Below are 21361 nucleotides of genomic sequence, written 5' to 3'. Positions count from 1 at the left end.
GCGGGTCGGTTCGCCGGCCCGCGCTCGCACGATTGACAAGCGTTTCTGCCGACAGGTTCGCCGACGACTACTGGAGTCATAAACCATTGCTGTCGCGCGCTGAGGAGCTCGGCCAGGATTTCGGCGACCTGTTCAGCCTCGCCGCCGTCGACGAACTGGTTGCCGATCGCGCCATTCGAACACCGTTCGTGCGAATGGCCGATGAGGGAAAACTGCTCGACGTCTCCCGCTATACCAGCAGCGGCGGCTTCGGCGCCGAGATCGGCGACCAGCTGGATTCCGGCAAGGTGCTGCAGGAATTCGCGGCCGGCGCGACCCTGGTGCTGCAGGCGCTCCACCGCACCTGGCGGCCGATCGCCGACTTCACCCGCGATCTCGTGGCTGACCTCGCCCATCCAGCTCAGGTGAACGCCTACGTGACCCCGGCATCCTCTCGCGGCTTCGACCCGCACTACGACGTGCACGACGTCTTCGTGATCCAGATCCATGGTGAGAAGCACTGGAAGATCCATCCTCCGGTGCACGAAAACCCGCTGCGTAGCCAGCCGTGGACGGATCACAGCGAGGCTGTCGCCCGCCAGGCGGAGGGCACACCCGCCATCGACGAAACCTTCCGCCCCGGTGACGTGCTCTACCTGCCGCGAGGCTGGATCCATTCGGCTACGGCCCTCGGTGGCACCTCGATCCATCTCACCATCGGCGTCTCGGCGCTCAACCGTTGGGATGTCGTGCAGCAGCTCGTCGCCCAGTCCGCTTCAGACCCGGCCCTGCGATCCTCGCTTCCTCTCGGATTCGACGCGACGGATGCCGCGGCTCTCGAATCCCTGGTGCAGGAGACCGTCGACGCTCTCGCCGACCAGCTCAGGTCATCCGCAGAGCGCCCGGATCCGATCGGCGATCGGCTCACCCGCACGCTGCGGGACTTCACGCAGCCCGAGCCGGTCTCGCCCATTTCGACGGTCGAAGCCCTGGCCTCCCTCGACGACAGCGCGATCGTGAGCTGGCGGCAGGGTCTGGTGCGACGGATCGACGAGAGCGAGAATCAGGTGCACATCGTGCTGGCGAAGCGAACCGTGTCACTGCCCGGCGAGGCAGCCGCAGCGGTGCGGTCGCTGGCGTCCGGCGAGCCAACGGCCGCGACAGCCCTCGTCGACCTCGACGCGGATTCCTCTCTCGTGGTCGCCAGACGACTCCTTCGCGAGGGCATCCTGGTTCTGCGATGACCGTGTCCACGCTGCTCACCGGAGCGATCGAAGGTTGGATTCCCTGCAGCGACCGATCGCTCGAACGGGACGATCCGCTGATCGGCACGGCCGGTTTCGGCGAACGCTGGTTCCTGGTGGAGATCGACGGGGCGTGGGGCGAACACGCCTTCGTCCAGTCGCGGCTCGATCCTGAGGCGGCGCGGCGTCTCGTCTCACGCATCGAGGGTGCAGGCATCCGACCACTGGCCATCCGCCGCACCGGCCGCAAGGCCGACGAGAGGCGGGCACAGAAGCGCTGGCGCTGGGCTGCGATCGACGCGCGGCAGGGTCAAGAGTCGGTGCGCTGGGGCGTGGCGGACGATCCACTCGAACTGCTCGAGATTCCCCTCGACGGTTCGACAGGTGAACTCTCCGACGAACCGGTGATCTGCGTCTGCACGCATGCACGGCACGACCAGTGCTGCGCGGTGAAGGGCCGCCCGGTGGTCACTGCTCTTGCGAAGCTGTATCCCCAGCAGACCTGGGAATGCTCGCACCTCGGCGGCGACCGATTCGCGGCGACGATGATCGTCTTTCCGCACGGCCTGCTCTATGGCCGCATGCGTGCGGATGCGGCATCCGCCCTGATCGAGAACTACACCGCGGGGATCGCCGACCCGCGCTTCTTTCGCGGCCGCACGTCGCTGCCGAACGCGGTGCAGGCAGCCGTCGGGTTCGCCAGCCAGGCAACAGGTGACTATCGAGTCGATGCCTTCCGTTACGTCTCGGAGCAGAGGGGCGACGCGACCTGGTCGGTCACTCTCGATCATGACGGAACCGAACTGGTCGTCGATGTCGTCGCGACCCTGTCGGAGCCGCTGCTGAGCATGTGTTCAGCCGTGCGTGCGGCGCCCGTGCGCGAATTCGCTCTGCGGGAGATCAGCCCCGCGGCATCCTGACCGGTGCTGCCTTCCAACCGTCGTAGCGACGGAAGCGCGTCCGCGCTCTGCCGTCGGCGAACAGAGCATATCTGGTGCGTTGGCTCCTATAGATTCAACAACAAGCGATAACTGAAACGGAGCGCAACAATGGCCCAACCGGCATTGGTCTCGAGCATTTTCGACCAACTCCTCAAGGACCGCATCATCTGGCTTGGCTCAGAGGTGCGTGACGACAACGCCAACGAGATCTGCGCAAAGATCCTGCTGCTCGCGGCAGAAGACCCGAAGCGTGACATCTTCCTGTACATCAACTCACCCGGTGGCTCGATCACCGCGGGCATGGCGATCTACGACACGATGAAGTTCGTTCCGAACGACATCGTCACCGTCGGAATCGGCATGGCGGCTTCGATGGGCCAGTTCCTTCTTTCCTCCGGAACCAAGGGCAAGCGGTACATCACCCCGAACGCCCGGGTGCTACTTCACCAGCCGTCCGGTGGATTCGGCGGAACCTCCGCAGACATCCAGACGCAGGCCAACCTCATTCTCGACATGAAGAAGCGGATGGCGGAGCTCACGGCCGAGCAGACCGGCAAGACCGTCGAGCAGGTCATCATCGACGGTGACCGTGACAACTGGTTCACCGCGCAGCAGGCACTCGACTACGGCTTTGTCGACCACCTCCGCGAATTCGCCTCCGAGGTTATCGGCGGCGGCGGAACCGACGACAGCGTTACCAAGTAGGGATGGGCAAGGCAGACATGGAATTCACCAACTTCAACGGACCGGGCGGCATGGCCAGCCCGAGCGCGGAGGCGCGCTACATTCTCCCGACCTTCGAGGAACGTACCGCCTACGGGTACAAGCGTCAGGACCCTTACGCGAAGCTCTTCGAGGATCGCATCATCTTCCTCGGCGTGCAGATCGACGACGCGTCGGCCGATGACGTCATGGCCCAGCTGCTCGTGCTCGAGAGCCAGGACCCCGACCGTGACATCACGATGTACATCAACTCACCCGGTGGCTCGTTCACCGCGATGACGGCGATCTACGACACGATGCAGTACGTGCGTCCGCAGATCCAGACAGTGGTTCTCGGCCAGGCGGCCTCGGCTGCCGCCGTGATCCTCGCCGCTGGTACTCAGGGAATGCGTCTCGCACTGCCGAACGCGCGCATCCTGATCCACCAGCCCGCGACCGGCGATGCCGGCCGTGGACAGGCCTCGGACATCGAGATCCAGGCGCGGGAGATCCTGCGGATGCGCGAATGGCTCGAAGAGACGCTGTCGCGCCACTCGAACCGCACGATCGAGCAGGTTAATAAGGACATCGACCGCGACAAGATCCTGAGCGGGCAGGAGGCTCTCGAATACGGCCTCATCGACCAGGTTCTGACCACGCGCAAGAACATCCCGGCGATCACCAAGTAGTCGTCAACGACTAAGGGCCCGCGGCATTCGTGCTGCGGGCCCTTCGTCGTTGTTCCCGAGCCGGTGAGAGTCAGGCCTTCTTCCTGCGGCTGGTCAGCAGCAGGGTGACAACGACCGCGATACCGACGGCCACGACCGCGCCGCCGATCCAGAGCGCGGTGCCCAGGCTGTTGTCGGAGACGGCGGGCTTCTGGCCCGTCGCGTCGGGTTGCGGGGAGGCGTTCGGCGACAGGGTGCCGTTGCAGTCCGGGGCGGCTTTCGAGCCGGTACTGACCTTGGCATCCGCCGACGAGGGTTGCCAGGTGAAGTTGAACTCGTTCGACACCGTGTGGCCATCTGTCGAGATCACCTGCCAAGTGACGGTGTACTTGCCGGGCGCACCGAGGGCTGCGTCCGTGGTTATACCCGGGCCGTCGACGGCGATGCATCCATCGCCGTAGTACAAGCCCTTCGCATCCTGCACCTGCAGTGCGAAACCCGATCCGTCGTTACCGATCTTGAGCAGCAGATCGTTGGTCGTTACGGAGAATTCCGCCGGAAGTTCGGTGAGCGTCTCACCGGCCGCCGGCGTAGACGACACCAGGTAGTTGTGCGCCTGTGCCGGGGCGGCGAGCCCCAGCACAGACACAGTCGCTACCAGCACCGCGAAGGCGGCGTAACCAAATCGCTGAGTGCGGGTAGCCATGGACTAGTCCGTCACCCTGCGACGCATCGTCACCACGGCCAGAACGATGCCGATGGCCCCGAGCACGAGACCACCAATACCGATTCCGCGAGCGACCACATCGCTGGACGAGGCCGCCGTAATCGTTGGTTCCTTAGTGGCGGTGACCGTCGCGTCGTGATGCGAGTCGGCTGGCGCATCATTCACATAGAGCACCGGAGCCGGGTGTTCTGCGTCCGCCCCGGTCTGCGTCCACTCGACCACGCTGCCGTCGCTGTACGTCTGCAGAGCTTTGAGTTCGATCTTGCCGGTGGAGGGTACGGAACCGACGGACAGCGGAAACAGCTGAAGCTGACCTTCCTTGATCTCCGATCCGGGCGAAGCCGTCCAGGTCACCTTCGTCACCGCTTCCTTCAACTCGTTGTCGCCGACCTTGACGGGCTTCGGCAGGGTCTCCGTCGTGAGCTCGGCTGTCCACCCTGGCACAGGGACATAACTGACCGACGAGAACGGAGTATCGGTGGGGATGTCGACCTCGAGTTTGGTGGTGGTCGCGGTCGCGGATTCGGTCGGTACTTTGAAGGTGATCAGCGAATAGGAACCCTCCGGCGCAGTGTTCGGAGTGATGGTGACGTGCGCGCTGGCAGACAGCGGCAGTGCGCACGCCAGCAGGGCTCCCGCGCCGAGCGTGATGGAGAGCTTGGCGGTGGTGCGTTTATTCATTAAGTACCTCAGCAATTGGTGCGGTCGGTCGCGCGGGAAACCGTCCCCAGAAAAGCACTGGGGTGGTGGCATCCGGAGGTGTTGAACCGACCTCGGAAATAGTTGTCGTTGGGTGTCAGGCCATCACGACCGCGGGGGGACCGCGATGTCGCAGGGCGGAGAGCACATGGTCGACCGGCCGCGGTATCTGGGCACGCTCGGCCGCGACGACGCTCGGCCGCAGGCTGGCAACGGGCTGGACACGGTGTGCGTACAGCGCCAAGCGTGTGATACGCAGCAGCGTGAGCTCGAGGAGCTCCCAGAACGCGGCCTCACCGAACCGGAAGGCGACGATGGTTATCGCCGCGGCCACGGCGTGCCCCAACCACATGCCAGGATCGGCCGACATCGCCGCATGAGCGCCGGGGGAGACCTGGTTCAGGTGCAGCGACATCGCGCCTGCGGAGTGGTCGTGCATGCCGGGCATCGGAATCGAGGATGGCGCGGCATCCGCCAGCAGGCTGAAGGCGCCGTGGAAGGCGAACTGACTCACCCCGATGGAGATGGACAACCTCAGCAGGGAGAGCGTCTTGCCTGCCAGAAGAGTGCAGAGCACCGTCGAGAAGGCCAGGCACAGGGCGAGTCCGACCAGGCTCGGGATGCTTCGGCCAGAGAGGGTGTGGGAGCAGGCGGCGACGAAGGTGGAGAACAGGGCAGCGAGCAAGCCGCGGGTCAACCGCGCCCATCTCGTGCTCATCCATGCCCCCGATATCGATGTACAGGCCTCGCCGAGAAGTCTATGACCGCCCGATGAGCCCGCGGCTCGCCGTGTCGTATTTGCACATGGTGCGAACAGTGTCGTCTACTCGGGTTAGGCTCGGTATTCAGAACCACGGTTGCATGACCAGATCCGCTTATTTTCGCGTTACCGAGCTCTCACGATCATGAGCATTCTGGGTCTCAGCGCCGAGATCCGAAGACCAGGAGGAGTCCGAGCATGGCTCGTATAGGTGAGAGCGCCGATCTGCTCAAATGCTCCTTCTGTGGCAAGAGCCAGAAGCAGGTGCAGCAGCTGATCGCTGGCCCAGGCGTCTACATCTGCGACGAGTGCGTCGAACTCTGCAACGAGATCATCGAAGAGCGCCTGGCCGAGGCCGGCGAGGAAACATCGAGCGAGTTCGAGCTCCCGAAGCCGCGCGAGATCTACCAGTTTCTCGAGGAATACGTCATCGGCCAGGAGGCGGCCAAGAAAGCCCTCTCCGTCGCTGTCTACAACCACTACAAGCGCATCAGGGCTCGCAACACGATCACTTCGGCGGATGCCGTCATCGACGACGTCGAGATCGCCAAGTCCAACATCCTTCTCATCGGTCCAACCGGCTGCGGCAAGACCTATCTCGCGCAGACCCTGGCCAAGCGTCTCAACGTGCCATTCGCGGTCGCGGATGCCACTGCACTCACCGAAGCCGGCTACGTGGGCGAAGACGTGGAGAACATCCTCCTCAAGCTGATCCAGGCCGCGGACTACGACGTCAAGCGGGCTGAGACCGGCATCATCTACATCGATGAGATCGACAAGATCGCCCGCAAGGCCGAGAACCCGTCCATCACCCGTGACGTCTCCGGCGAGGGGGTGCAGCAGGCGCTGCTCAAGATCCTCGAGGGCACCGTGGCCTCGGTGCCGCCGCAGGGTGGTCGTAAGCATCCGCACCAGGAGTTCATCCAGGTCGACACCACCAACGTGCTATTCATCGTCGCCGGTGCTTTCGCCGGCCTCGAGGAGATCATCTCCCAGCGTGCGGGCAAGAAAGGGATCGGCTTCGGCGCCCCGCTGCACAGCAAGGGCGACGACGTGAATCTTTTCGGCGAGGTGCTGCCGGAAGACCTGCACAAGTTCGGGCTCATCCCCGAGTTCATCGGTCGCCTGCCCGTGGTCACCACCGTGACGCCGCTCGACCAGGTCGCTCTCATGGAGATCCTCACCAGGCCGAAGAACGCGCTCGTGCGCCAGTACCAGCGCATGTTCGAACTCGACGGCGTCGTACTCGATTTCGAGCAGGATGCCCTCGAGGCGATTGCCGACCTGGCGGTGCTGCGCCAGACCGGTGCCCGCGGCCTTCGTTCGATCATGGAAGAAGTGCTCGGCCCGATCATGTTCGAAGTACCGTCGAGCGACGAGATCGCCAGGGTCATCGTCACCAGGGCCGCCGTTCTCGAGAACGCGGCACCGACGATCGTGCCTCACAAGGCGATCCGCCAGGAGAAGTCGGCCTGACCGCTCGGGCTTAGCGCCTCGCAGCGCCCGTATCAGCGCGCCGCAGCGGCGCGCTGTTGTCGGTGCGGCTGCTGTGTCGGTACGGTCGTGGTCGACCAGTCCACCGCCCGGGCATTGGCCCGCGTAACACAGTGGCCCGGGCTCTAGGCTGGTTGCACCCTGCCGGCAGCCGCGAGAGAGTCCGATACGTTCATGGTCCAGCCGATCGTCGCGGGCATCGTCGCAGCCATCACGGGTTTCTCCAGTTCTTTCGCGATCGTGCTCGCGGGGCTGGCCGCTGTTGGCGCCTCGCAGTCGCAGTCAGCATCCGGTTTGCTGGTGATCTGTGTCGCGCAGGGGCTGATCGCGATCGTGCTGAGCATCGCCTATCGGGTGCCGCTCAAGTTCGCCTGGAGCACTCCTGGGGCGGCGCTGCTCGTCGCCACGGCCGGCGTGACAGGGCGATTCGGGGAAGCAGTCGCCGCATTCATCGTGGCGGCCGCACTGATCGTGCTTGTGGGTCTCGTGCCCGCCCTGGAGCGGCTCATCGCACGCATCCCGCGGCCGATCTCAAGCGCCATGCTCGCCGGCATCCTGTTGCCACTCTGCCTCGCGCCGGTGCAGGCTGCCGTCGGGGCTGACACCTGGTTCCTCGCTGTGCCTGTCATTGTCGTCTGGCTCGTGCTCTACCGCCTCGCTCCGCGCTGGGCGGTGCCCGCGGCGATCCTGCTCACCGCTGTTCTGCTGGCCGTGACGGCGGGTTCTGGCTGGTTGCGTGGCGCTCACCTGGCGCCGCAGTTAGATTTTGTCGCGCCGGAATTCAACCCGCTGGTAGTGGTGAGTCTCGCCATTCCGCTCTTCATTGTGACGATGGCCGGCCAGAACATTCCGGGGGCCGCGATTCTCAACAACTTCGGTTACCGCCCGCCGGTTCGAGCGGCATTGGTCGGATCCGGCGCACTCTCTGGGATCGGCGCCCTGTTGGGCGGCATCACCATCAACCTGGCCGCGCTCACCCAGGCGCTCACCGCCGGACCGGAAGCCTCACCGGACAGGAACAGGCGCTGGATAGCGCCGGTATCGGCGGGCACGACCTACATCGTGCTCGGGTTGCTGGCTGGCGTCGCGACGGCGTTCGTGGCGGCATCGCCACCGATCCTCATCGAGGCCGTCGCCGGGCTCGCGCTGTTGAGCGCGCTAATCGGGGCCGTCACCGGCGCGATCGAAGAACCGGCGCACCGCCTCGCGGCGATCGTGACCTTCCTGGTCACGGCATCCGGAATCGTCGTCGTCGGTATCGGATCGGCCTTCTGGGGCCTGCTCATCGGGGCCGTCGTGATGCTCTGGCTCGGGTGGACGCGTCGCCGCTCGGGCGACGGGCCGAGCGGTCAGTCCTTGAGGCCGCGGCGCTCCAACAGCGGCTCGATCACGGCGTCGCGCCCGCGGAAGTCCCGGTAGGCCTCGAGCGGGTCTTTCGATCCGCCGACGCCGAGCAGCAGCGAACGGAACCGGTCACCGTTTTCGCGGGTCAGGCCGCCATTCTCGGTGAACCATTCGACAGTGTCGGCGTCGAGCACCTCGCTCCAGATGTAGGAGTAATACCCGGCGTCGTATCCACCGGAGAAGGTGTGGGCGAAGTAGGCGCTGGAGTATCGCGTCGGCACGGCCGGGTTGTCGAGTCCGACGGCGGCCAGCGCCTCCGCCTCGAACTCCGCGACATCCGCCACCGTGTCGTCGGCGCTGATCCGGTGCCAGGCCTGGTCGAGCAGGGCAGCGGCGAGATATTCGCTGGTCTTGAATCCTTCATTGAAAGCGGATGACGCCTGGATTTTGTCCACGAATTCCTGCGGCATCGCGGCACCGGTTTCGAAGTGCACCGCGTAGTTGGCCAGGATCTCGGGCCATAGCATCCACATCTCGTTCACCTGGCTGGGGAACTCGACGAAGTCGCGGAACACGTTCGTGCCGGCGAACTTGGGATAGGTGACGTGAGCGAACAGGCCGTGCAGAGCGTGACCGAACTCGTGGAAGAAGGTGTTGACCTCGTCGTAGCTGAGCAGTGTCGGTTCACCGGCCGCGGGCTTCGACACATTGAGGTTGTTCACCACGACGACGGGCTGGTCGAGCAGGCTGTTCTGCGAGATGAGCGGGTTCATCCAGGCGCCGCCGCGCTTGGAGTCGCGCGTGTACAGGTCGAGAATATAGAGGCCGACGGGTGAGCCATCCTCGTTCGCGACCTCGAAGATCCGGGCGTCGGGGTGGTACGCGACGAGCTCCGGGCGCTCGGTGAAGGTCACGCCGTACACCTGATTGGCGGCGAAGAACACGCCGTCGCGCATCACGCGTTCCGACTCGAAGTAGGGTCGCATCTCAGCGGTGTCGACCTCGTATTTGGCCTGGCGTACCTTCTCGGTGTAGAAGGCCCAGTCCGCGGCATCCAGGTCGAAAGAGTCACCGATCTGCTGCTGCAGGTCGGCCTGCTCCGCGCGAGCGTTGCGCGCGGCGACGGGCGCGAGTTTGCCGAGCATCGAGGCGACTGCCTCCGGGGTCTTCGCCGTCTCATCGGCCGTGACGTAGGCGGCGTGGTTCGCGAACCCCAGCAGCCGTGCACGTTCGGCGCGCAGGCGGGTGATCTCGAGCACGAGTTCGCGGTTGTCGTTGTCGCCGCCACGGCCTCCTCGTGAGCGGGAGGCGGTCATGATGCGTTCGCGCACCTCGCGGTTGGTGAGCGAGTCGAGGTAGGGATGCCCCGTCGGTAGTACGAGCGTCACCAGGTATTTGCCCTCGAGGCCGCGCTCCTTCGCGGCCTCGGAAGCTGCGGAGATCTCGCCAGCACCCAGTCCGTCGAGCTCGGCCACGTCGTCGATGACGATCGCCAGCTCGTTGGTGTCGGCGAGCAGGTTCTTCTCGAAACGTGTGGTCAGGGTCGAAAGTTTCTGGTTGTAGTCCCGCAGCGTCTCCTTGGCGTCGTCGTCGAGGCCGGCACCGGCGAGGGTGAACTCGGCGTAGTAGCGCTCGACAAGATAGGTCGACTCGTCGTCGAGACCGAGCTGTGGCAGCTGGTCGCGCAGTGTTGTGATGCGCCAGTAGAGCGGGGAGTTGAGTGTGATCGCGTCGGAGTGGGCGGCCAATAGGGGAGCGATCTCCTCCTCGAGGGCGTTGGTGAAGTCCGAACTGTCGGAGGAACTCTTGTTGAAGAAAACCGTCGCAACCCGCTCGAGCGTCTGCCCCGACTGCTCGAGGGGGATCATCGTGTTCTCGAAGGTCGGCATGTCGCGGCGGCGGGTGATGTTCGAGACTTCGCGAAGCTGCTCCTCGAAGCCCTTCTCGAAGGCTGGACGGTAGTGATCGTCTCGGATGTCCGCGAAGGGTGGGAGACCATAGGGGAGAGAGCTGGGAGTGAAGAAAGGATTCTGTTCAACCATGGTCCAAGCCTAGGTGGAGCCTTGGAATCCTGATCGACCAGCGTGCACAACGCATGCTGCGCAATAGGTCGTGCAAAAAAACTGTTGCAAAGAGATCCTTGCAAAGAATATATGGCAATGCTAGTTTTGCATTATGGAAGAAAGCACAGCGCCTGATCTCCACGTCGATCTCGAGACGCTCAAGGGTCTGGCGCATCCGCTCCGGATCCAGATCCTGGATGCGCTGTCGACCTACGGCCCTTTTACCGCCAGCGGACTCGGCGAGCGGCTCGGGGAGTCCAGCGGAGCCACCAGCTACCACCTTCGTCAGCTCGAGAAACACGGCTTCGTCAACGAGATCGAAGGCCGCGGAACGGGCAGGGAGCGTTGGTGGGAGCGAACCCCCGGTAGCATCACCTTCTCTTCTGTGGAGATGCAGGACACTGCCGTGGGTCGTGTCGCTTCGGACATCGTTCTCACGCAGTGGCAGGCGAATCGCGATCGGCTGCTGCGCGAGTTCACCGATCGCGGGCCTGAAGAGCTTTCGCGTGAGTGGCAGGAGGCGAGCATGGTCAGCACGGCCAGCGCTCCGCTCACCATCGAGCAGTTGCGCGAACTCAGCCAGGCCTGGGACGCGCTTCTTCGCGACTTCGTGCAGAGGTATCGGGGTCAGCAGGTTCCCGGCTCCCGTCCGGTGCAGGTGCAGTTCAATGCCTTCCCGGTCGTCGACGGTGTCGAAGTCCCGCTGGAGCCAGCACATGATCCCGTCGAGAGTTAACCGTCCAGCCTTCACCCGGCCGCCGAAATGTCGGTGGTCGCCCGTAAATTTGTCTTCAAGAGAGAGGGAAATCTGATGACTGCAGCCGTCGCCTATGACGGCGGTATCCACGCCCCACGCTCACGTCGTGCACGTCCCCACGGTCTCAATCGGGTCGTCATGCGTCTCAGCATCGTGATGCTCAAGTGGGCCCGCAGGCGCGCAGAGCGTTCCGCGTTGACGTACGAGGAATCGGCTCGCCTATTGCGCATGCAGCAGCAACGCCAGGCTCATGAGAACGAGACTGCGCTCATGGCAATGCGACTGCTCTGAGCCCGCCAGACTCAGCCCCGGTGACCCGCCCCGTCCGGACCGCACACGGCGTCCTAGCGCCACCTCCTGTGCACTATCTCCGGGGCGGTGCTCATCGGGGCTGTCTGCTGCCCCAGGCGAGTCTCCGAAAGTCCTCGATTGCCTGAGCGGCGGCCGCTGAGGGGGAACGGCGGGGCGGCACGTCACAGGTGGCGTGCGGCTCCGCTCAGTCGGCGGCGGGCCGCGTCGCGCTTGTCACCGGCCGCGAGCGCCAGAGGTGCATCCCCGCGTAGCTGCGCCACGGAGCCCAACGTGTGCCGTAGTCGGCCAGGCCGCGTGCTGTCGCGGGTAGCCCGAGGCCGACGCCGCTTGCCAGCATCACCAGGTCGCTGGTGAGCAGCACATCGGGGTTGCCGAGCACGCGCATCGCCAGGTATCCCGCCGTCCACGGGCCGATGCCCGGCATAGCGACCAGGCGACGTTCGAATTCCGCTGCGGGCATGCCAACGTCGAGCACGAGTTCGCCTTCGGCCAGGGCTCGAGCCACCCCGATGATCGCCGCAACCCTGGTCGCCGGGCCCCTCAGCACCTCATGGCCGTGTTCGGCGATCTGCGCCGCGGTGGGGAAGAGCCCTGGCGTCTCGGAGAGTTCGGTGGCGATCCTTCCCAGTACTGTTCGTGCAGAGGCGACCGAGATCTGCTGGCCGATCATGGTGCGGAAGAGTGCCTCATCCGCGTCCAGACTGCCTGGCAGCCGAATGCCAGGATGCGCGAATACGGATGCCGCGAGCACCGGGTCTGCGGCGAGGGCGCTGTCGATCGCCTCGGAGTCCGCGTCCAGGTCGAGCAGGCGCCGAACCCTGGACACCATCGTGGAGAGATCCGCGATGCTCTCCAGTTTCGCGCTGCAGAGCACTGTTGTCGGGCCGTCGAGTTGAAGTTCGATCGCTGCGACGCCATGCGGCAGTCTCATGGAACGTCGAAAACTGGTCTCATCTCCCGATTCGACACCGAGGACCGCGTGGTCGGCAAAGAACCTCATCAGACCGGGCCCGTCGAAAGGCGGGCGAGCCGGCAGCCGCAGTGAGATCGAGGTCGAATCCGTCGCGCCGGGTCGCGGTCTGGCGAGGATGCGGCGACCACGCTCCCGCAGGGCGGTCGGGGTGGTCTCGTAGACGGCCTGCACGGTGTCGTTGAACTGGCGGATGCTCGAGAAGCCGGCCGCGAAAGCGACGTCGGCGACCGACAGTTCGGTGCTCATCAGCAGGGTGCGCGCGGTCTGGGCTCGATGGGCGCGGGAGAGGGCGAGCGGGCCGGCGCCGAGTTCCTTCACCAGCACGCGTCCGAGGTGGCGTGGGGTGTAGCCCAGGCGCGCGGCGAGGCCCGGTACGCCGTCGCGCTCGACGGTGCCATCCGCGATGAGTCGCATGGCGCGTGAGGCGATGTCGTCATGGATGTTCCACTCCGGAGAACCCGGAACGGCATCCGGCTGGCAGCGCTTGCAGGCGCGCAGCCCTGCCTCGTGGGCGGCCGCGGCGGTGCGGTAGAAGGTGACGTTGGACGGCTTCGGCGTCATCGCTGGGCAGCTCGGACGACAGTAGATGCCGGTGGTATGCACGCCGGTGATGAACTGTCCGTCGAAACGCGAGTCTCGCGACGACATCGCCCGATAGCGTTCGGCGAAGAGGGGATCGGTCGGGCGAAGGGCAGCGGGGGGAATGGCGGTCACAGGACAAGACTCACACGACCGACTGACATTGACTAGCGGAAATCAGACACTACCTGCACCGGCTAATCTGGCTTGATGAGCGGCTTGATGAGCAACGACGCACCGGTCGGCGTGACGATTGTCGGCAGCGCCAACATGGACATCGTCTTCGCGGTGGATCGCATTCCGCGACCGGGAGAAACGCTTCTCGCCGACTCCGCGCAACGGTTTCCCGGTGGCAAAGGCCTCAACCAAGCCGTCGCCGCAGCGCGTGCCTCGGCGCCGACCCGGTTCATCGGGGCGCTGGGGCGCGACGAGAACGGCGCAGCGCTGGCCGCGACCATGGACGATGCGGGGATCGACAGCACGCTGGTGCGCCGGGTCTCCGATCCCACCGGCCAGGCATTCATTGTCGTCGACGGCTCGGGGGAGAACACGATCATCGTGGCTTCGGGTGCCAACGCGACGGTGACCGACCTCGGGGAGGGCGATCGCGAGGCTCTCGCGTTGACCGCTGTGCTGCTCATGCAACTCGAACTTCCCCTCGCAGCGGTGCGTTCCGCGGCATCTGTAACCCACACCGCAGGCGGCATCGTCATCCTGAACGCGGCACCCGCGCAGCCAGTGCCGCGCGAGCTGCTCGACAGTCTCGACTACCTCGTAGTCAATGAACACGAGGCGTGTCTCGTCGGAGAATCCGCTGACCTCGAGGTGGCATCCGCAAGGCTTGCCTCCCTGGTGAGCAGGCTCGTCGTCACACTCGGATCGGCGGGATCGGTGTTGTTCGACGACGGGGTGGAGGTCGCCAGGATCGCGGCACCGAAGGTCACGACGGTCGATACGACCGGCGCCGGTGACACTTTCTGTGGCGCCTTCGCCGCGGCGATCGCCGAAGGTATGGACTTCGCGGATGCCGCACGGTTCGCCACGGCGGCCGCCGCACTGTCGGTGCAGGCGGTCGGCGCTGTTCCCTCCGTTCCCCAGCGCGCGGCGATCGACGCTGTACTCACAGACAGGACAGAAGCATGACGGACGCCGTCCTCGCCGCACTCAAAGCCGAACTGGGCGATGCCATGTCGACCCGGCCGGAGGAGCTCGGCGAGCTGACCAGGGACAAGTCCGGCCACGACTCGTTCAGCCTGCCCCTCGCCGTCGTGAATGCCCGTACCGTCGCCGATGTGCAGGCCACCATGCGCATCGCAAACGAGCACGGCGTTCCGGTCGTGCCGCGCGGGGCGGGAACGGGACTCGCCGGCGGAGCGGCCGCCGCGGCCGGCGAAATCGTGCTGTCGACGCTCGCGATGAACAGGATCCTCGAGATCTCCGTCGCCGATGAGGTCGCCGTCATCGAGCCGGGCATTATCAACTCGGATCTCAACGCCGTACTCGCCGAACAAGGCCTCTGGTTCGTGCCCGACCCGGCCAGCAAAGCGATCTCGACTGTCGGTGGCAACATCGCGACCAACGCCGGCGGCCTGCTCTGCGCCAAGTACGGGGTCACCCGTGAGTCGGTACTCGGCCTCAAGGTCGTACTCGCCGACGGTCGCCTGCTCTCCCTAGGTCACCGCAGCGTCAAAGGTGTGACCGGCCTGGACCTGACCGCGCTGATGATCGGTTCAGAGGGCACACTCGGCGTCATCGTCGAGGCGACAGTGAAACTGCGGGCGCTGCCGGTCGGCCCGGTGGCGACGATCGCCGCGTTCTTTCCGGATGTCGTGGCTGCGGCATCCGCGTCGGCTGCGATCAGCGCGGCCGGTCTCCGACCCGCGGCGCTCGAGCTCATGGACGAGGCGGCGTTGCTCGCCACCGACGCGTTCCTCGGTGTGAGGCTCGCGGAACGTGGCAACACCTGCCTGCTCGTGCAGACCGACGGCGCGGGAAGTGCCGAGGACGCCGCGGCTGCCCTTGAGATCATCCGCTCACTCGGCGGAGACGCCGATCTCACCACGGATGCCGCGGAGGGTGAGCGCCTGTTCGAGGTGCGGCGGGCCTTCCATCCGGCACTCGAAGCGCAAGGCACGGTGCTGATCGAGGATGTGGCTGTTCCACGGAGTGCGCTTCCAGAGATCTTCGCGGAGATCACCCGGATCGCCGACCGTTACGGCATCACGATTCCGACGGTGGCCCACGCGGGCGACGGTAACCTGCATCCGAACTTCGTGTTCACGCCCGCCGCTGACGGGGCCGTTCCCGACACGATCTGGGACGCGGCCGGCGAGCTTTTCGCCGCCTCCCTTCGCCTGGGCGGCACCCTGACTGGCGAGCACGGCGTCGGCCTGCTCAAGAAGCGCTGGTTGCGTGACGAACTCGGCGACGACCAGTTCGACCTGCAGCTGCAGATCAAGCAGGTCTTCGATCCGAAAGGCATCCTGAACCCCGGCAAGGTCTTCTAGGGCTTCCCACAGCACACCGAATTGGTAGTTGCGGCGACATAATCCACGCGTGAGGTCGCCATAACTGCCAACTCGAGCGTTCAGGAGGTGGCGACATTCGGCCCGCGCGCGGCCACCGCGGTGAGCAGTACCAGCCCGTCGCCGGCTGACACAGTGATGCGTCGGGATGCCTCAACTCCTAGGCTGAGCGCATGACGTTCCTGCCGATCACGCCACACGACAGCCTGAAGCCGGAAGCGCGTGCGGCCGGAGACATCTTCGCTGCCAGCCACAACGACCAGCTCACCAACCTGCAGGCCGCACTGCTCGAAAACGTGCCCAGTTTCGGGGCCTATGCACAGTGGTATTCGCTCTGGGACGAGATCGCCCCATGGATCGGTGAGCGGGCTCTCTCGCATTTCGCCTACGCGATCTCCGACGAGAACGGATGTCCCGGCTCCGCACTCCACTTCCGCAAGACTCTCGTCGAGGCCGGCGATGACCCCGACCAGCCGCAGGTCACGGAGACGGAGCAGCTGCTCATCGACTGGGGCCGGTTGATCGTGCGCAGCCCTCACGACATCCCGCAGGATTTCTACGACCGTCTCGAAGCGGCGTTCAGCGCCGAGCGACGCCTTATTTTGCTCGCCTTCGCCGGCCTCACGGTGGCGATGAATCTGCTCAACACCGTGGGCCGCGTGCCGCTCGACGATGGGCTGTCCGACTATCGTCGCGACAGCGGGGACGACGCGTGAGCCACGCGTTCTCGGGAGTTGCTCCCAGCGGCCAGCCGGTCGTCGAACATCCGGCACAGGTTCCCGTCGTGCGCCCTGTGCGGCGCAACAAGCGCACCATCGTGCTCGCCATCATCGGGTTCGTCGTACTGTCGCTCGTGCTGGTAGTGGTCGCGGAATACCTGTTTCTGGTACTCGGTCCGCGTGCTCTACTGATCGCCCTCGTGCTCGCCGCGATTCCACTGGTGATCGTGCTCTTCGGTATCCGCTGGATCGATCGCTGGGAACCGGAGCCACGTGGTGCATTGGTGTTCGCCTTCCTTTGGGGAGCGGCGGCATCCATCCTGATCGCCCTCATCTTCTCGAGCATCACGCAGGACTATCGTGCGGCAGCCAATATCCAGAGTTCTGTAGGCACCGAGCTTTTCGAGACCGTTGTGCAGGCGCCGATCGTGGAGGAGACGGCCAAGGGCTTCGGCATTCTGCTGCTGTTCTGGGTGATGCGGAGAACCTTCGACGGACCTGTCGACGGCCTGGTCTACGGCGCCACCGTCGCGATCGGCTTCGCCTTCACCGAGAACCTGCAGTATTTCGGTCTCGCGCTCCTGCACTCCAACGGGGGTGTCGGGGTCGCCTCGGTTTTTCTGTTGCGCGCCGTGCTCTCGCCGTTCGCGCACGTGATGTTCACGGCGTGCACTGGTGTGCTGCTGGGGGTCGCCGCGAAGCGGACCAACGGGCTGGGCGGCATCGGGTTCTTCATGCTCGGCCTGATCCCGGCCGTTCTGCTGCACGCTTTGTGGAACAGCGCGGGATTCTGGGCTGACAACTGGTTCGAGTACTACTTCGTCGTGCAGGTGCCGCTCTTCATTCTCGGGATCGTCGGTGTCGTACGCCTCCGGCGGCGGGAGCAGCTGCTCACCCACGCGAGGCTCTCCGAATATGCGGCCGTCGGCTGGTTCACCCCGAGCGAGGTGAACCAGCTCTCTACCGGCACCGGCCGTCGGCAGGCAGTGGCGTGGGCTGCGCGCAACCGGTTAAAGAAGCCGTACCTGAAATTCGTGCGGGATGCCACGCACCTGGCCTTCACCCGCGAACGGCTGATCAACGGTAAGGACCGCATTGGTGGCCAGCGCGATGAGGCCGAACTGCTCGACGCCCTCGGGAAGGATCGCCTGTCGCTCGCCGGGCTTCCGCCCGTGCCGCCACCGCCCGGCTACGTCATCGTGTCGGCGCCCCCCGCCACCTGAACGCTGCTTTCTCCTGGCATCCGGCGTGACGGCGACTTTCTCGCACGTTTCTCCGGAGGAATTCCGTTTGTAACCCGCATCCATGCGTTTTCGGTCCCGTCTGGCGGAATCCTCCGGAGAAACGTGGTGGCGGTTGGGTTACAGCGACGATGATGGCGGGAACTCGCGCGCGCAGCACTGTCAGCTGTGAGCGGAAGGTCAATCGTGTGCGGCCGACGCGACTAAACTCGAATGCCGGATTTAAGGGGTATTTGAGTGGTTGATCACGAGCTGAAGCGCGAGCAGGACTACGTTGCGACCCTCTACGCGAGGCTCGATGCGCTCAAACTCGAAGCCGAGCAGCAGCTCGATGCGATCCGTCTCCTCGACGTCGGCGGCAACCACCAGGGCCGTTCAGAGCGCGACACCTTCGCGCGCATCTACGAGGACCGCATCGTGCAGCTGCGCGAAGTGGACGAGCGTCTCGCCTTCGGTCGCCTCGAACTCGTACCTGATAAAGACAACCCCGATGACGACGGCCAGGTGCTGCGCTACATCGGCCGCATCGGCCTGCGCGACGACGACCTGCAGCCGATCCTGCTCGACTGGCGTGTTCCACAGGCCAGCGCCTTCTACCAGGCCACCGCCGCGACCCCACTCGGGGCACGGGCACGCCGCCACCTGCTGTCGAAGGGGCGCAGCATCATCCGCATCGAGGATGAGATCTTCGACGCCGCGCTGCTGGAGAGCGATTCGGCCGAACTGCAGGGTGAGGGCGCGCTGCTCGCGGCTCTGACCGCACAGCGCACCGGGCGGATGGCGGACATCGTCGCCACGATCCAGGGCGAACAGGACCGCATCATCCGCTCCGATCTCAAGGGTGTTCTGGTGGTGCAGGGCGGCCCCGGAACCGGCAAGACCGCGGTCGCGCTACACCGCGCGGCCTACCTGTTGTACTCCCATCGTGAGCGACTTCGGAACTCCGGCGTGCTGATCGTCGGGCCGTCGCGGTCGTTCCTGCAGTACATCGAGGCAGTGTTGCCATCGCTCGGCGAGACCGGTGTGGTGCTCGCGAGTGTCGGCCAGCTCTATCCGGGTGTCGAGGCGAGCAGGGAGGATGCCCCGGCCGTGGCCGCGCTCAAGGGCCGGCCGTTCATGGCCGGTCTCATCGCTCGCGCCGTGCGTTCCCGCCAGCGAGTGCCCGCCGCGCCGCAGGATCTCGAGGTGAACGGCGACCGGCTCACGCTGGATCCGCAGCTGGTGGCCAACGCGATCAACCGTGCGCGCGAGTCGAACAAGCCGTACAACGAGGCCAGGGCGACCTTCGTCAAGAACGCCCTCGCCGCCCTGAGCCGGCAATGGCTTGCGCAGCTCACCGACGCGGGCAACTCGATGGACGACTCCGACCTGCCGATGTTGCGCGAAGACCTCCGCTCAGCGGAGGACGTGCGCGTTGCCCTCAACACCGCGTGGCTGCCGCTCACCCCGCAGAGGCTGCTGCAGGACCTCTATGCCCGCCCGCAGTGGCTCGCCGAGCTGACCCCCAGTTGGACACCGGAACAGCGAGCACTGCTGCGCCGCGACCGCGATGCGGAGTTCACCATTGCCGACGTCCCGCTGCTTGACGAGGCGGCCGAGCATCTCGGTGAGTACAGCGTCGCCGACGCGGCCCAGAAGCGCGAGGCCAAGCAGCAGCGTAAACGCGACATCGAGAACGCGGAGCGTGCCATCGAGAACATGGATGTCGCGGGGATGGTCAATGCGAAGGCCCTTGCCGACAACTTCGCCGAGCTCGGCGACCGGGCGACGACTGCCGAGAAAGCTGCTGGCGACCGCACCTGGACCTACGGTCACGTGGTCGTCGACGAGGCACAGGAGCTCTCGCCGATGCAGTGGAAGCTGCTGTTACGTCGTGGACCGCTGCGGTCGTTCACGATCGTGGGCGACATCGCGCAGGCGGCGTCGGCCGCGGCATCCTCCAGTTGGAAGGATGCGCTGAAGCCGCTGCTCGATGGGTCGCCAGAGGGCGATCGCTGGCGCCTCGAGGAGCTCACTGTCAACTACCGCACACCGAGCCAGATCGCCGACGCGGCGGAGAAGATGGCCGTGGCCCACGGCCTCCCCGTCACCCCGTCACGGGCGGTGCGGGCGAGCGAATGGCCGATCGAGGTGGTGACGGACGCCGCGGAGGCCGTACGTCGCAACCGCGCGCTCGACACCGGCGGCACTCTCGCCGTCATCGTGCTCGAGCCCCAGCTGCCCGCACTGGCTGAGGCACTCGCGGGGGAGTTCGGTACTGCCGTCGGCGTCGGCGCCCAGGGACTCAGCCGCGACGTCGCGATCATCACGCCGCAGGACGCGAAGGGCCTCGAGTTCGATGCGGTGATCGTAGTCGATCCGGCAGCGATCGTGGCGGCTTCCGAGCGGGGAGCCGGAGCGCTCTACGTGGCGATGACCCGGGCGACGCAGCGCCTGTACCTGGTGGCGGACGGCGAACTGCCCGCGGGTCTCTGACCCGCGATGGCTAGTGGAACGCGTTCCAGATCCAGAACGCGCCGTAGGCCACGAGGAATATGACGGTGATCATGGGGAAGGTCTTTTTGAGTCGTCGGCCCTGCGGCGCGACCATGTTGACGGCGCGGTCGCTCATACGCTCGTCGGCGTAGCGTTCGGTCTGGCTGAGCGTCTTCGCGCCGACCGTGTCGACCGCGCCGACCGTGTCGATGATACGGAACAGGTGGTTGAGGGTCGGCACGTCGCCCATGTTGAGCGGCTTCGAGGAGTAGACGAACATCCAGTCGTCGACGATCTCGACGTCGAACTGCTGCGTCTGGTCGATCAACAACGCCATCAGGTCGGGCGTGAAGACACAGAGGGCGTCCGTCTTGTATTCGCGTGGGCAGTACAGCGTGAAATCTTTGTCGAAGTCGCCTTCGAGCGACAGGCTCTGGTCGCGTTTGAGCGCATCGGGCAGGTTCGTGCCACCGAGGAGGTTGTTGTTGCTCCTGGCATCCAGCACCATATTGGGCAGCCGACGGTCGAGCTTGATCGCCAGGTAGCCCCAACCGTGATTGGTGCGGCTTCGCCCTGATCCCGTGATGTAACGGTAGTTGCCCATGTCGAAGAAGCGGCCGCCGCGACGCGACAGGTGGTCGTAGGCGAATCGATGGTCCCCGTCGTCGAAGATCTGGCCCGGGTAGCCGGGGTTCGGATCGAGAGGTGAGAACTGCAACTGGTTGGCCGAGGCGAAGCGGCTGAGTCTCAGCCAGCGTGTCCAGGTGCGCGCACTCGGTATCTCAGCGCGGACGGTTCGCACGCCGATCATCACGAGGAAGCAGACAACCGCGAGTTCCACGAGAAGGAACACCACGAAGAAGAAATTCGCTGAGGAGAATCCGTCGAAGGCCGTGCCGAAACCGACGAGGGAGACCGGTGCGACGATCAGGAAGATGACGGCGAGAATGCCCAGAACCACGAGCTGCACCACGGTGCCGGCGCTCAGCGTGTTGCGCGCCCAGTCGGCGCCGGATCCCCGCGAAGCGAGCCTGAAAATCCTTGAGTTCCTGAGCCTTCGGCTGCGCGGGAATGGCGCTGTAGTCGATGCTGCGGGAGGTGTTCGTGGTCACGGTGACACCCTATCCGGCAGCCTGTGACCTGCTCCAAACTCGGCGAT

20 protein-coding genes are annotated in these 21361 nt (G+C 65.3%); 14 read left to right on the top strand and 6 right to left on the bottom strand.

Annotated features, from left to right (window positions below; genetic code table 11):
* Window positions 1-32: 32 nt before the first annotated feature.
* From ABIB56_RS15360 to ABIB56_RS15345, 4 genes are all read left to right on the top strand, one after another.
* Window positions 33-1223, top strand: a complete 1191-nt coding sequence (locus tag ABIB56_RS15360) for a cupin domain-containing protein (RefSeq protein ID WP_354570100.1) — start codon at window positions 33-35, stop codon at window positions 1221-1223.
* Window positions 1220-2143 carry a ferredoxin family protein gene (locus ABIB56_RS15355; protein ID WP_354570099.1) on the top strand — a complete coding sequence of 308 codons (924 nt, stop codon included), beginning with the start codon at window positions 1220-1222 and terminating at the stop codon, window positions 2141-2143. Before ABIB56_RS15360 ends, ABIB56_RS15355 begins: the two co-directional genes overlap by 4 nt.
* Before the next feature lie 129 nt (window positions 2144-2272).
* Complete coding sequence (locus tag ABIB56_RS15350) at window positions 2273-2869, top strand: ATP-dependent Clp protease proteolytic subunit (protein ID WP_354570098.1); 597 nt, start codon at window positions 2273-2275, stop codon at window positions 2867-2869.
* Between the two features lie 17 nt (window positions 2870-2886).
* A complete protein-coding gene (locus tag ABIB56_RS15345; protein ID WP_354570113.1) occupies window positions 2887-3555 on the top strand; it encodes an ATP-dependent Clp protease proteolytic subunit in 669 nt (222 codons plus the stop codon).
* A gap of 70 nt (window positions 3556-3625) precedes the next feature.
* On the opposite strand, the gene ABIB56_RS15340 is transcribed toward ABIB56_RS15345, so the two are convergent.
* The 3 genes from ABIB56_RS15340 to ABIB56_RS15330 all read right to left on the bottom strand — a co-directional run bounded on the left by ABIB56_RS15340 (window position 3626) and on the right by ABIB56_RS15330 (window position 5678).
* Window positions 3626-4240, bottom strand: a complete 615-nt coding sequence (locus ABIB56_RS15340) for a copper resistance CopC family protein (protein ID WP_354570097.1) — start codon at window positions 4238-4240, stop codon at window positions 3626-3628.
* Between the two features lie 3 nt (window positions 4241-4243).
* Complete coding sequence (locus tag ABIB56_RS15335) at window positions 4244-4942, bottom strand: YcnI family copper-binding membrane protein (protein ID WP_354570096.1); 699 nt, start codon at window positions 4940-4942, stop codon at window positions 4244-4246.
* Between the two features lie 115 nt (window positions 4943-5057).
* Window positions 5058-5678 carry a hypothetical protein gene (locus tag ABIB56_RS15330; protein WP_354570095.1) on the bottom strand — a complete coding sequence of 207 codons (621 nt, stop codon included), beginning with the start codon at window positions 5676-5678 and terminating at the stop codon, window positions 5058-5060.
* Between the two features lie 240 nt (window positions 5679-5918).
* Here ABIB56_RS15330 and clpX point away from each other — a divergent pair, with 240 nt between their 5' ends.
* Both clpX and ABIB56_RS15320 read left to right on the top strand, forming a co-directional pair.
* Window positions 5919-7196, top strand: coding sequence for an ATP-dependent Clp protease ATP-binding subunit ClpX (clpX, locus tag ABIB56_RS15325; RefSeq protein ID WP_354570094.1), 1278 nt, complete (start codon window positions 5919-5921; stop codon window positions 7194-7196).
* 192 nt (window positions 7197-7388) lie between these two features.
* Entirely contained in the window at window positions 7389-8633 is a 1245-nt protein-coding gene (locus ABIB56_RS15320) for a benzoate/H(+) symporter BenE family transporter (RefSeq protein ID WP_354570093.1), read from the top strand.
* Here ABIB56_RS15320 and ABIB56_RS15315 read toward each other — a convergent pair.
* Complete coding sequence (locus ABIB56_RS15315) at window positions 8564-10600, bottom strand: M3 family metallopeptidase (RefSeq protein ID WP_354570092.1); 2037 nt, start codon at window positions 10598-10600, stop codon at window positions 8564-8566. The two genes, ABIB56_RS15320 and ABIB56_RS15315, sit on opposite strands and share 70 nt — an antisense overlap.
* A gap of 133 nt (window positions 10601-10733) precedes the next feature.
* Between ABIB56_RS15315 and ABIB56_RS15310 the strand changes: the two genes are divergently transcribed.
* The gene (locus tag ABIB56_RS15310) at window positions 10734-11357 is read left to right on the top strand and encodes an ArsR/SmtB family transcription factor (protein WP_354570091.1); all 624 of its coding nucleotides are present in this window, start codon (window positions 10734-10736) and stop codon (window positions 11355-11357) included.
* Window positions 11358-11432: 75 nt separating this feature from the next.
* Window positions 11433-11669 carry a hypothetical protein gene (locus ABIB56_RS15305; protein WP_354570090.1) on the top strand — a complete coding sequence of 79 codons (237 nt, stop codon included), beginning with the start codon at window positions 11433-11435 and terminating at the stop codon, window positions 11667-11669.
* A 205-nt stretch (window positions 11670-11874) separates the two neighbouring features.
* Here the strand turns inward: ABIB56_RS15305 and ABIB56_RS15300 are convergent, their stop codons facing one another.
* Window positions 11875-13377, bottom strand: a complete 1503-nt coding sequence (locus ABIB56_RS15300; protein ID WP_354570089.1) for an AlkA N-terminal domain-containing protein — start codon at window positions 13375-13377, stop codon at window positions 11875-11877.
* 87 nt (window positions 13378-13464) lie between these two features.
* On the opposite strand from ABIB56_RS15300, the gene ABIB56_RS15295 reads away from it, so the two are divergent.
* The 5 genes from ABIB56_RS15295 (at window position 13465) to ABIB56_RS15275 (ending at window position 20202) form a co-directional block, all read left to right on the top strand.
* Entirely contained in the window at window positions 13465-14385 is a 921-nt protein-coding gene (locus ABIB56_RS15295; protein ID WP_354570088.1) for a ribokinase, read from the top strand.
* A complete protein-coding gene (locus ABIB56_RS15290) occupies window positions 14382-15749 on the top strand; it encodes an FAD-binding oxidoreductase (RefSeq protein ID WP_354570087.1) in 1368 nt (455 codons plus the stop codon). The genes ABIB56_RS15295 and ABIB56_RS15290 overlap by 4 nt, the downstream gene beginning before the upstream one ends.
* A gap of 191 nt (window positions 15750-15940) precedes the next feature.
* Complete coding sequence (locus tag ABIB56_RS15285; RefSeq protein ID WP_354570086.1) at window positions 15941-16483, top strand: hypothetical protein; 543 nt, start codon at window positions 15941-15943, stop codon at window positions 16481-16483.
* Window positions 16480-17709 (top strand): PrsW family intramembrane metalloprotease, encoded by a 1230-nt coding sequence (locus tag ABIB56_RS15280; RefSeq protein WP_354570085.1) that lies wholly within the window; start codon window positions 16480-16482, stop codon window positions 17707-17709. The genes ABIB56_RS15285 and ABIB56_RS15280 overlap by 4 nt, the downstream gene beginning before the upstream one ends.
* A 255-nt stretch (window positions 17710-17964) precedes the next feature.
* A complete protein-coding gene (locus tag ABIB56_RS15275) occupies window positions 17965-20202 on the top strand; it encodes a HelD family protein (RefSeq protein WP_354570084.1) in 2238 nt (745 codons plus the stop codon).
* Window positions 20203-20212: 10 nt separating this feature from the next.
* Here the strand turns inward: ABIB56_RS15275 and ABIB56_RS15270 are convergent, their stop codons facing one another.
* Window positions 20213-21163, bottom strand: coding sequence for a hypothetical protein (locus ABIB56_RS15270; RefSeq protein ID WP_354570083.1), 951 nt, complete (start codon window positions 21161-21163; stop codon window positions 20213-20215).
* On the opposite strand from ABIB56_RS15270, the gene ABIB56_RS15265 reads away from it, so the two are divergent.
* Complete coding sequence (locus tag ABIB56_RS15265; RefSeq protein ID WP_354570082.1) at window positions 21150-21341, top strand: hypothetical protein; 192 nt, start codon at window positions 21150-21152, stop codon at window positions 21339-21341. The two genes, ABIB56_RS15270 and ABIB56_RS15265, sit on opposite strands and share 14 nt — an antisense overlap.
* Window positions 21342-21361: the final 20 nt, after the last annotated feature.

Origin of the sequence: Glaciihabitans sp. UYNi722 (assembly GCF_040549465.1) — a bacterium.
GTDB lineage: Bacteria > Actinomycetota > Actinomycetes > Actinomycetales > Microbacteriaceae > Lacisediminihabitans.
The sequence above is the reverse complement of the archived record's forward strand: the minus strand, read 5'-3'. Positions and strand labels throughout refer to the sequence as shown.

Excerpts from the sequence above, each read along its gene's own strand:
- ABIB56_RS15355 (WP_354570099.1), top strand. The coding sequence starts at position 1,220 with ATGACCGTGTCCACGCTGCTCACCGGAGCGATCGAAGGTTGGATTCCC.
- ABIB56_RS15350 (WP_354570098.1), top strand. The coding sequence starts at position 2,273 with ATGGCCCAACCGGCATTGGTCTCGAGCATTTTCGACCAACTCCTCAAG.
- ABIB56_RS15345 (WP_354570113.1), top strand. The coding sequence starts at position 2,887 with ATGGAATTCACCAACTTCAACGGACCGGGCGGCATGGCCAGCCCGAGC.
- ABIB56_RS15340 (WP_354570097.1), bottom strand. The coding sequence starts at position 4,240 with ATGGCTACCCGCACTCAGCGATTTGGTTACGCCGCCTTCGCGGTGCTG.
- ABIB56_RS15335 (WP_354570096.1), bottom strand. The coding sequence starts at position 4,942 with ATGAATAAACGCACCACCGCCAAGCTCTCCATCACGCTCGGCGCGGGA.
- ABIB56_RS15330 (WP_354570095.1), bottom strand. The coding sequence starts at position 5,678 with ATGAGCACGAGATGGGCGCGGTTGACCCGCGGCTTGCTCGCTGCCCTG.
- clpX (WP_354570094.1), top strand. The coding sequence starts at position 5,919 with ATGGCTCGTATAGGTGAGAGCGCCGATCTGCTCAAATGCTCCTTCTGT.
- ABIB56_RS15320 (WP_354570093.1), top strand. The coding sequence starts at position 7,389 with ATGGTCCAGCCGATCGTCGCGGGCATCGTCGCAGCCATCACGGGTTTC.
- ABIB56_RS15315 (WP_354570092.1), bottom strand. The coding sequence starts at position 10,600 with ATGGTTGAACAGAATCCTTTCTTCACTCCCAGCTCTCTCCCCTATGGT.
- ABIB56_RS15310 (WP_354570091.1), top strand. The coding sequence starts at position 10,734 with ATGGAAGAAAGCACAGCGCCTGATCTCCACGTCGATCTCGAGACGCTC.
- ABIB56_RS15305 (WP_354570090.1), top strand. The coding sequence starts at position 11,433 with ATGACTGCAGCCGTCGCCTATGACGGCGGTATCCACGCCCCACGCTCA.
- ABIB56_RS15295 (WP_354570088.1), top strand. The coding sequence starts at position 13,465 with ATGAGCAACGACGCACCGGTCGGCGTGACGATTGTCGGCAGCGCCAAC.
- ABIB56_RS15290 (WP_354570087.1), top strand. The coding sequence starts at position 14,382 with ATGACGGACGCCGTCCTCGCCGCACTCAAAGCCGAACTGGGCGATGCC.
- ABIB56_RS15285 (WP_354570086.1), top strand. The coding sequence starts at position 15,941 with ATGACGTTCCTGCCGATCACGCCACACGACAGCCTGAAGCCGGAAGCG.
- ABIB56_RS15265 (WP_354570082.1), top strand. The coding sequence starts at position 21,150 with ATGCCCAGAACCACGAGCTGCACCACGGTGCCGGCGCTCAGCGTGTTG.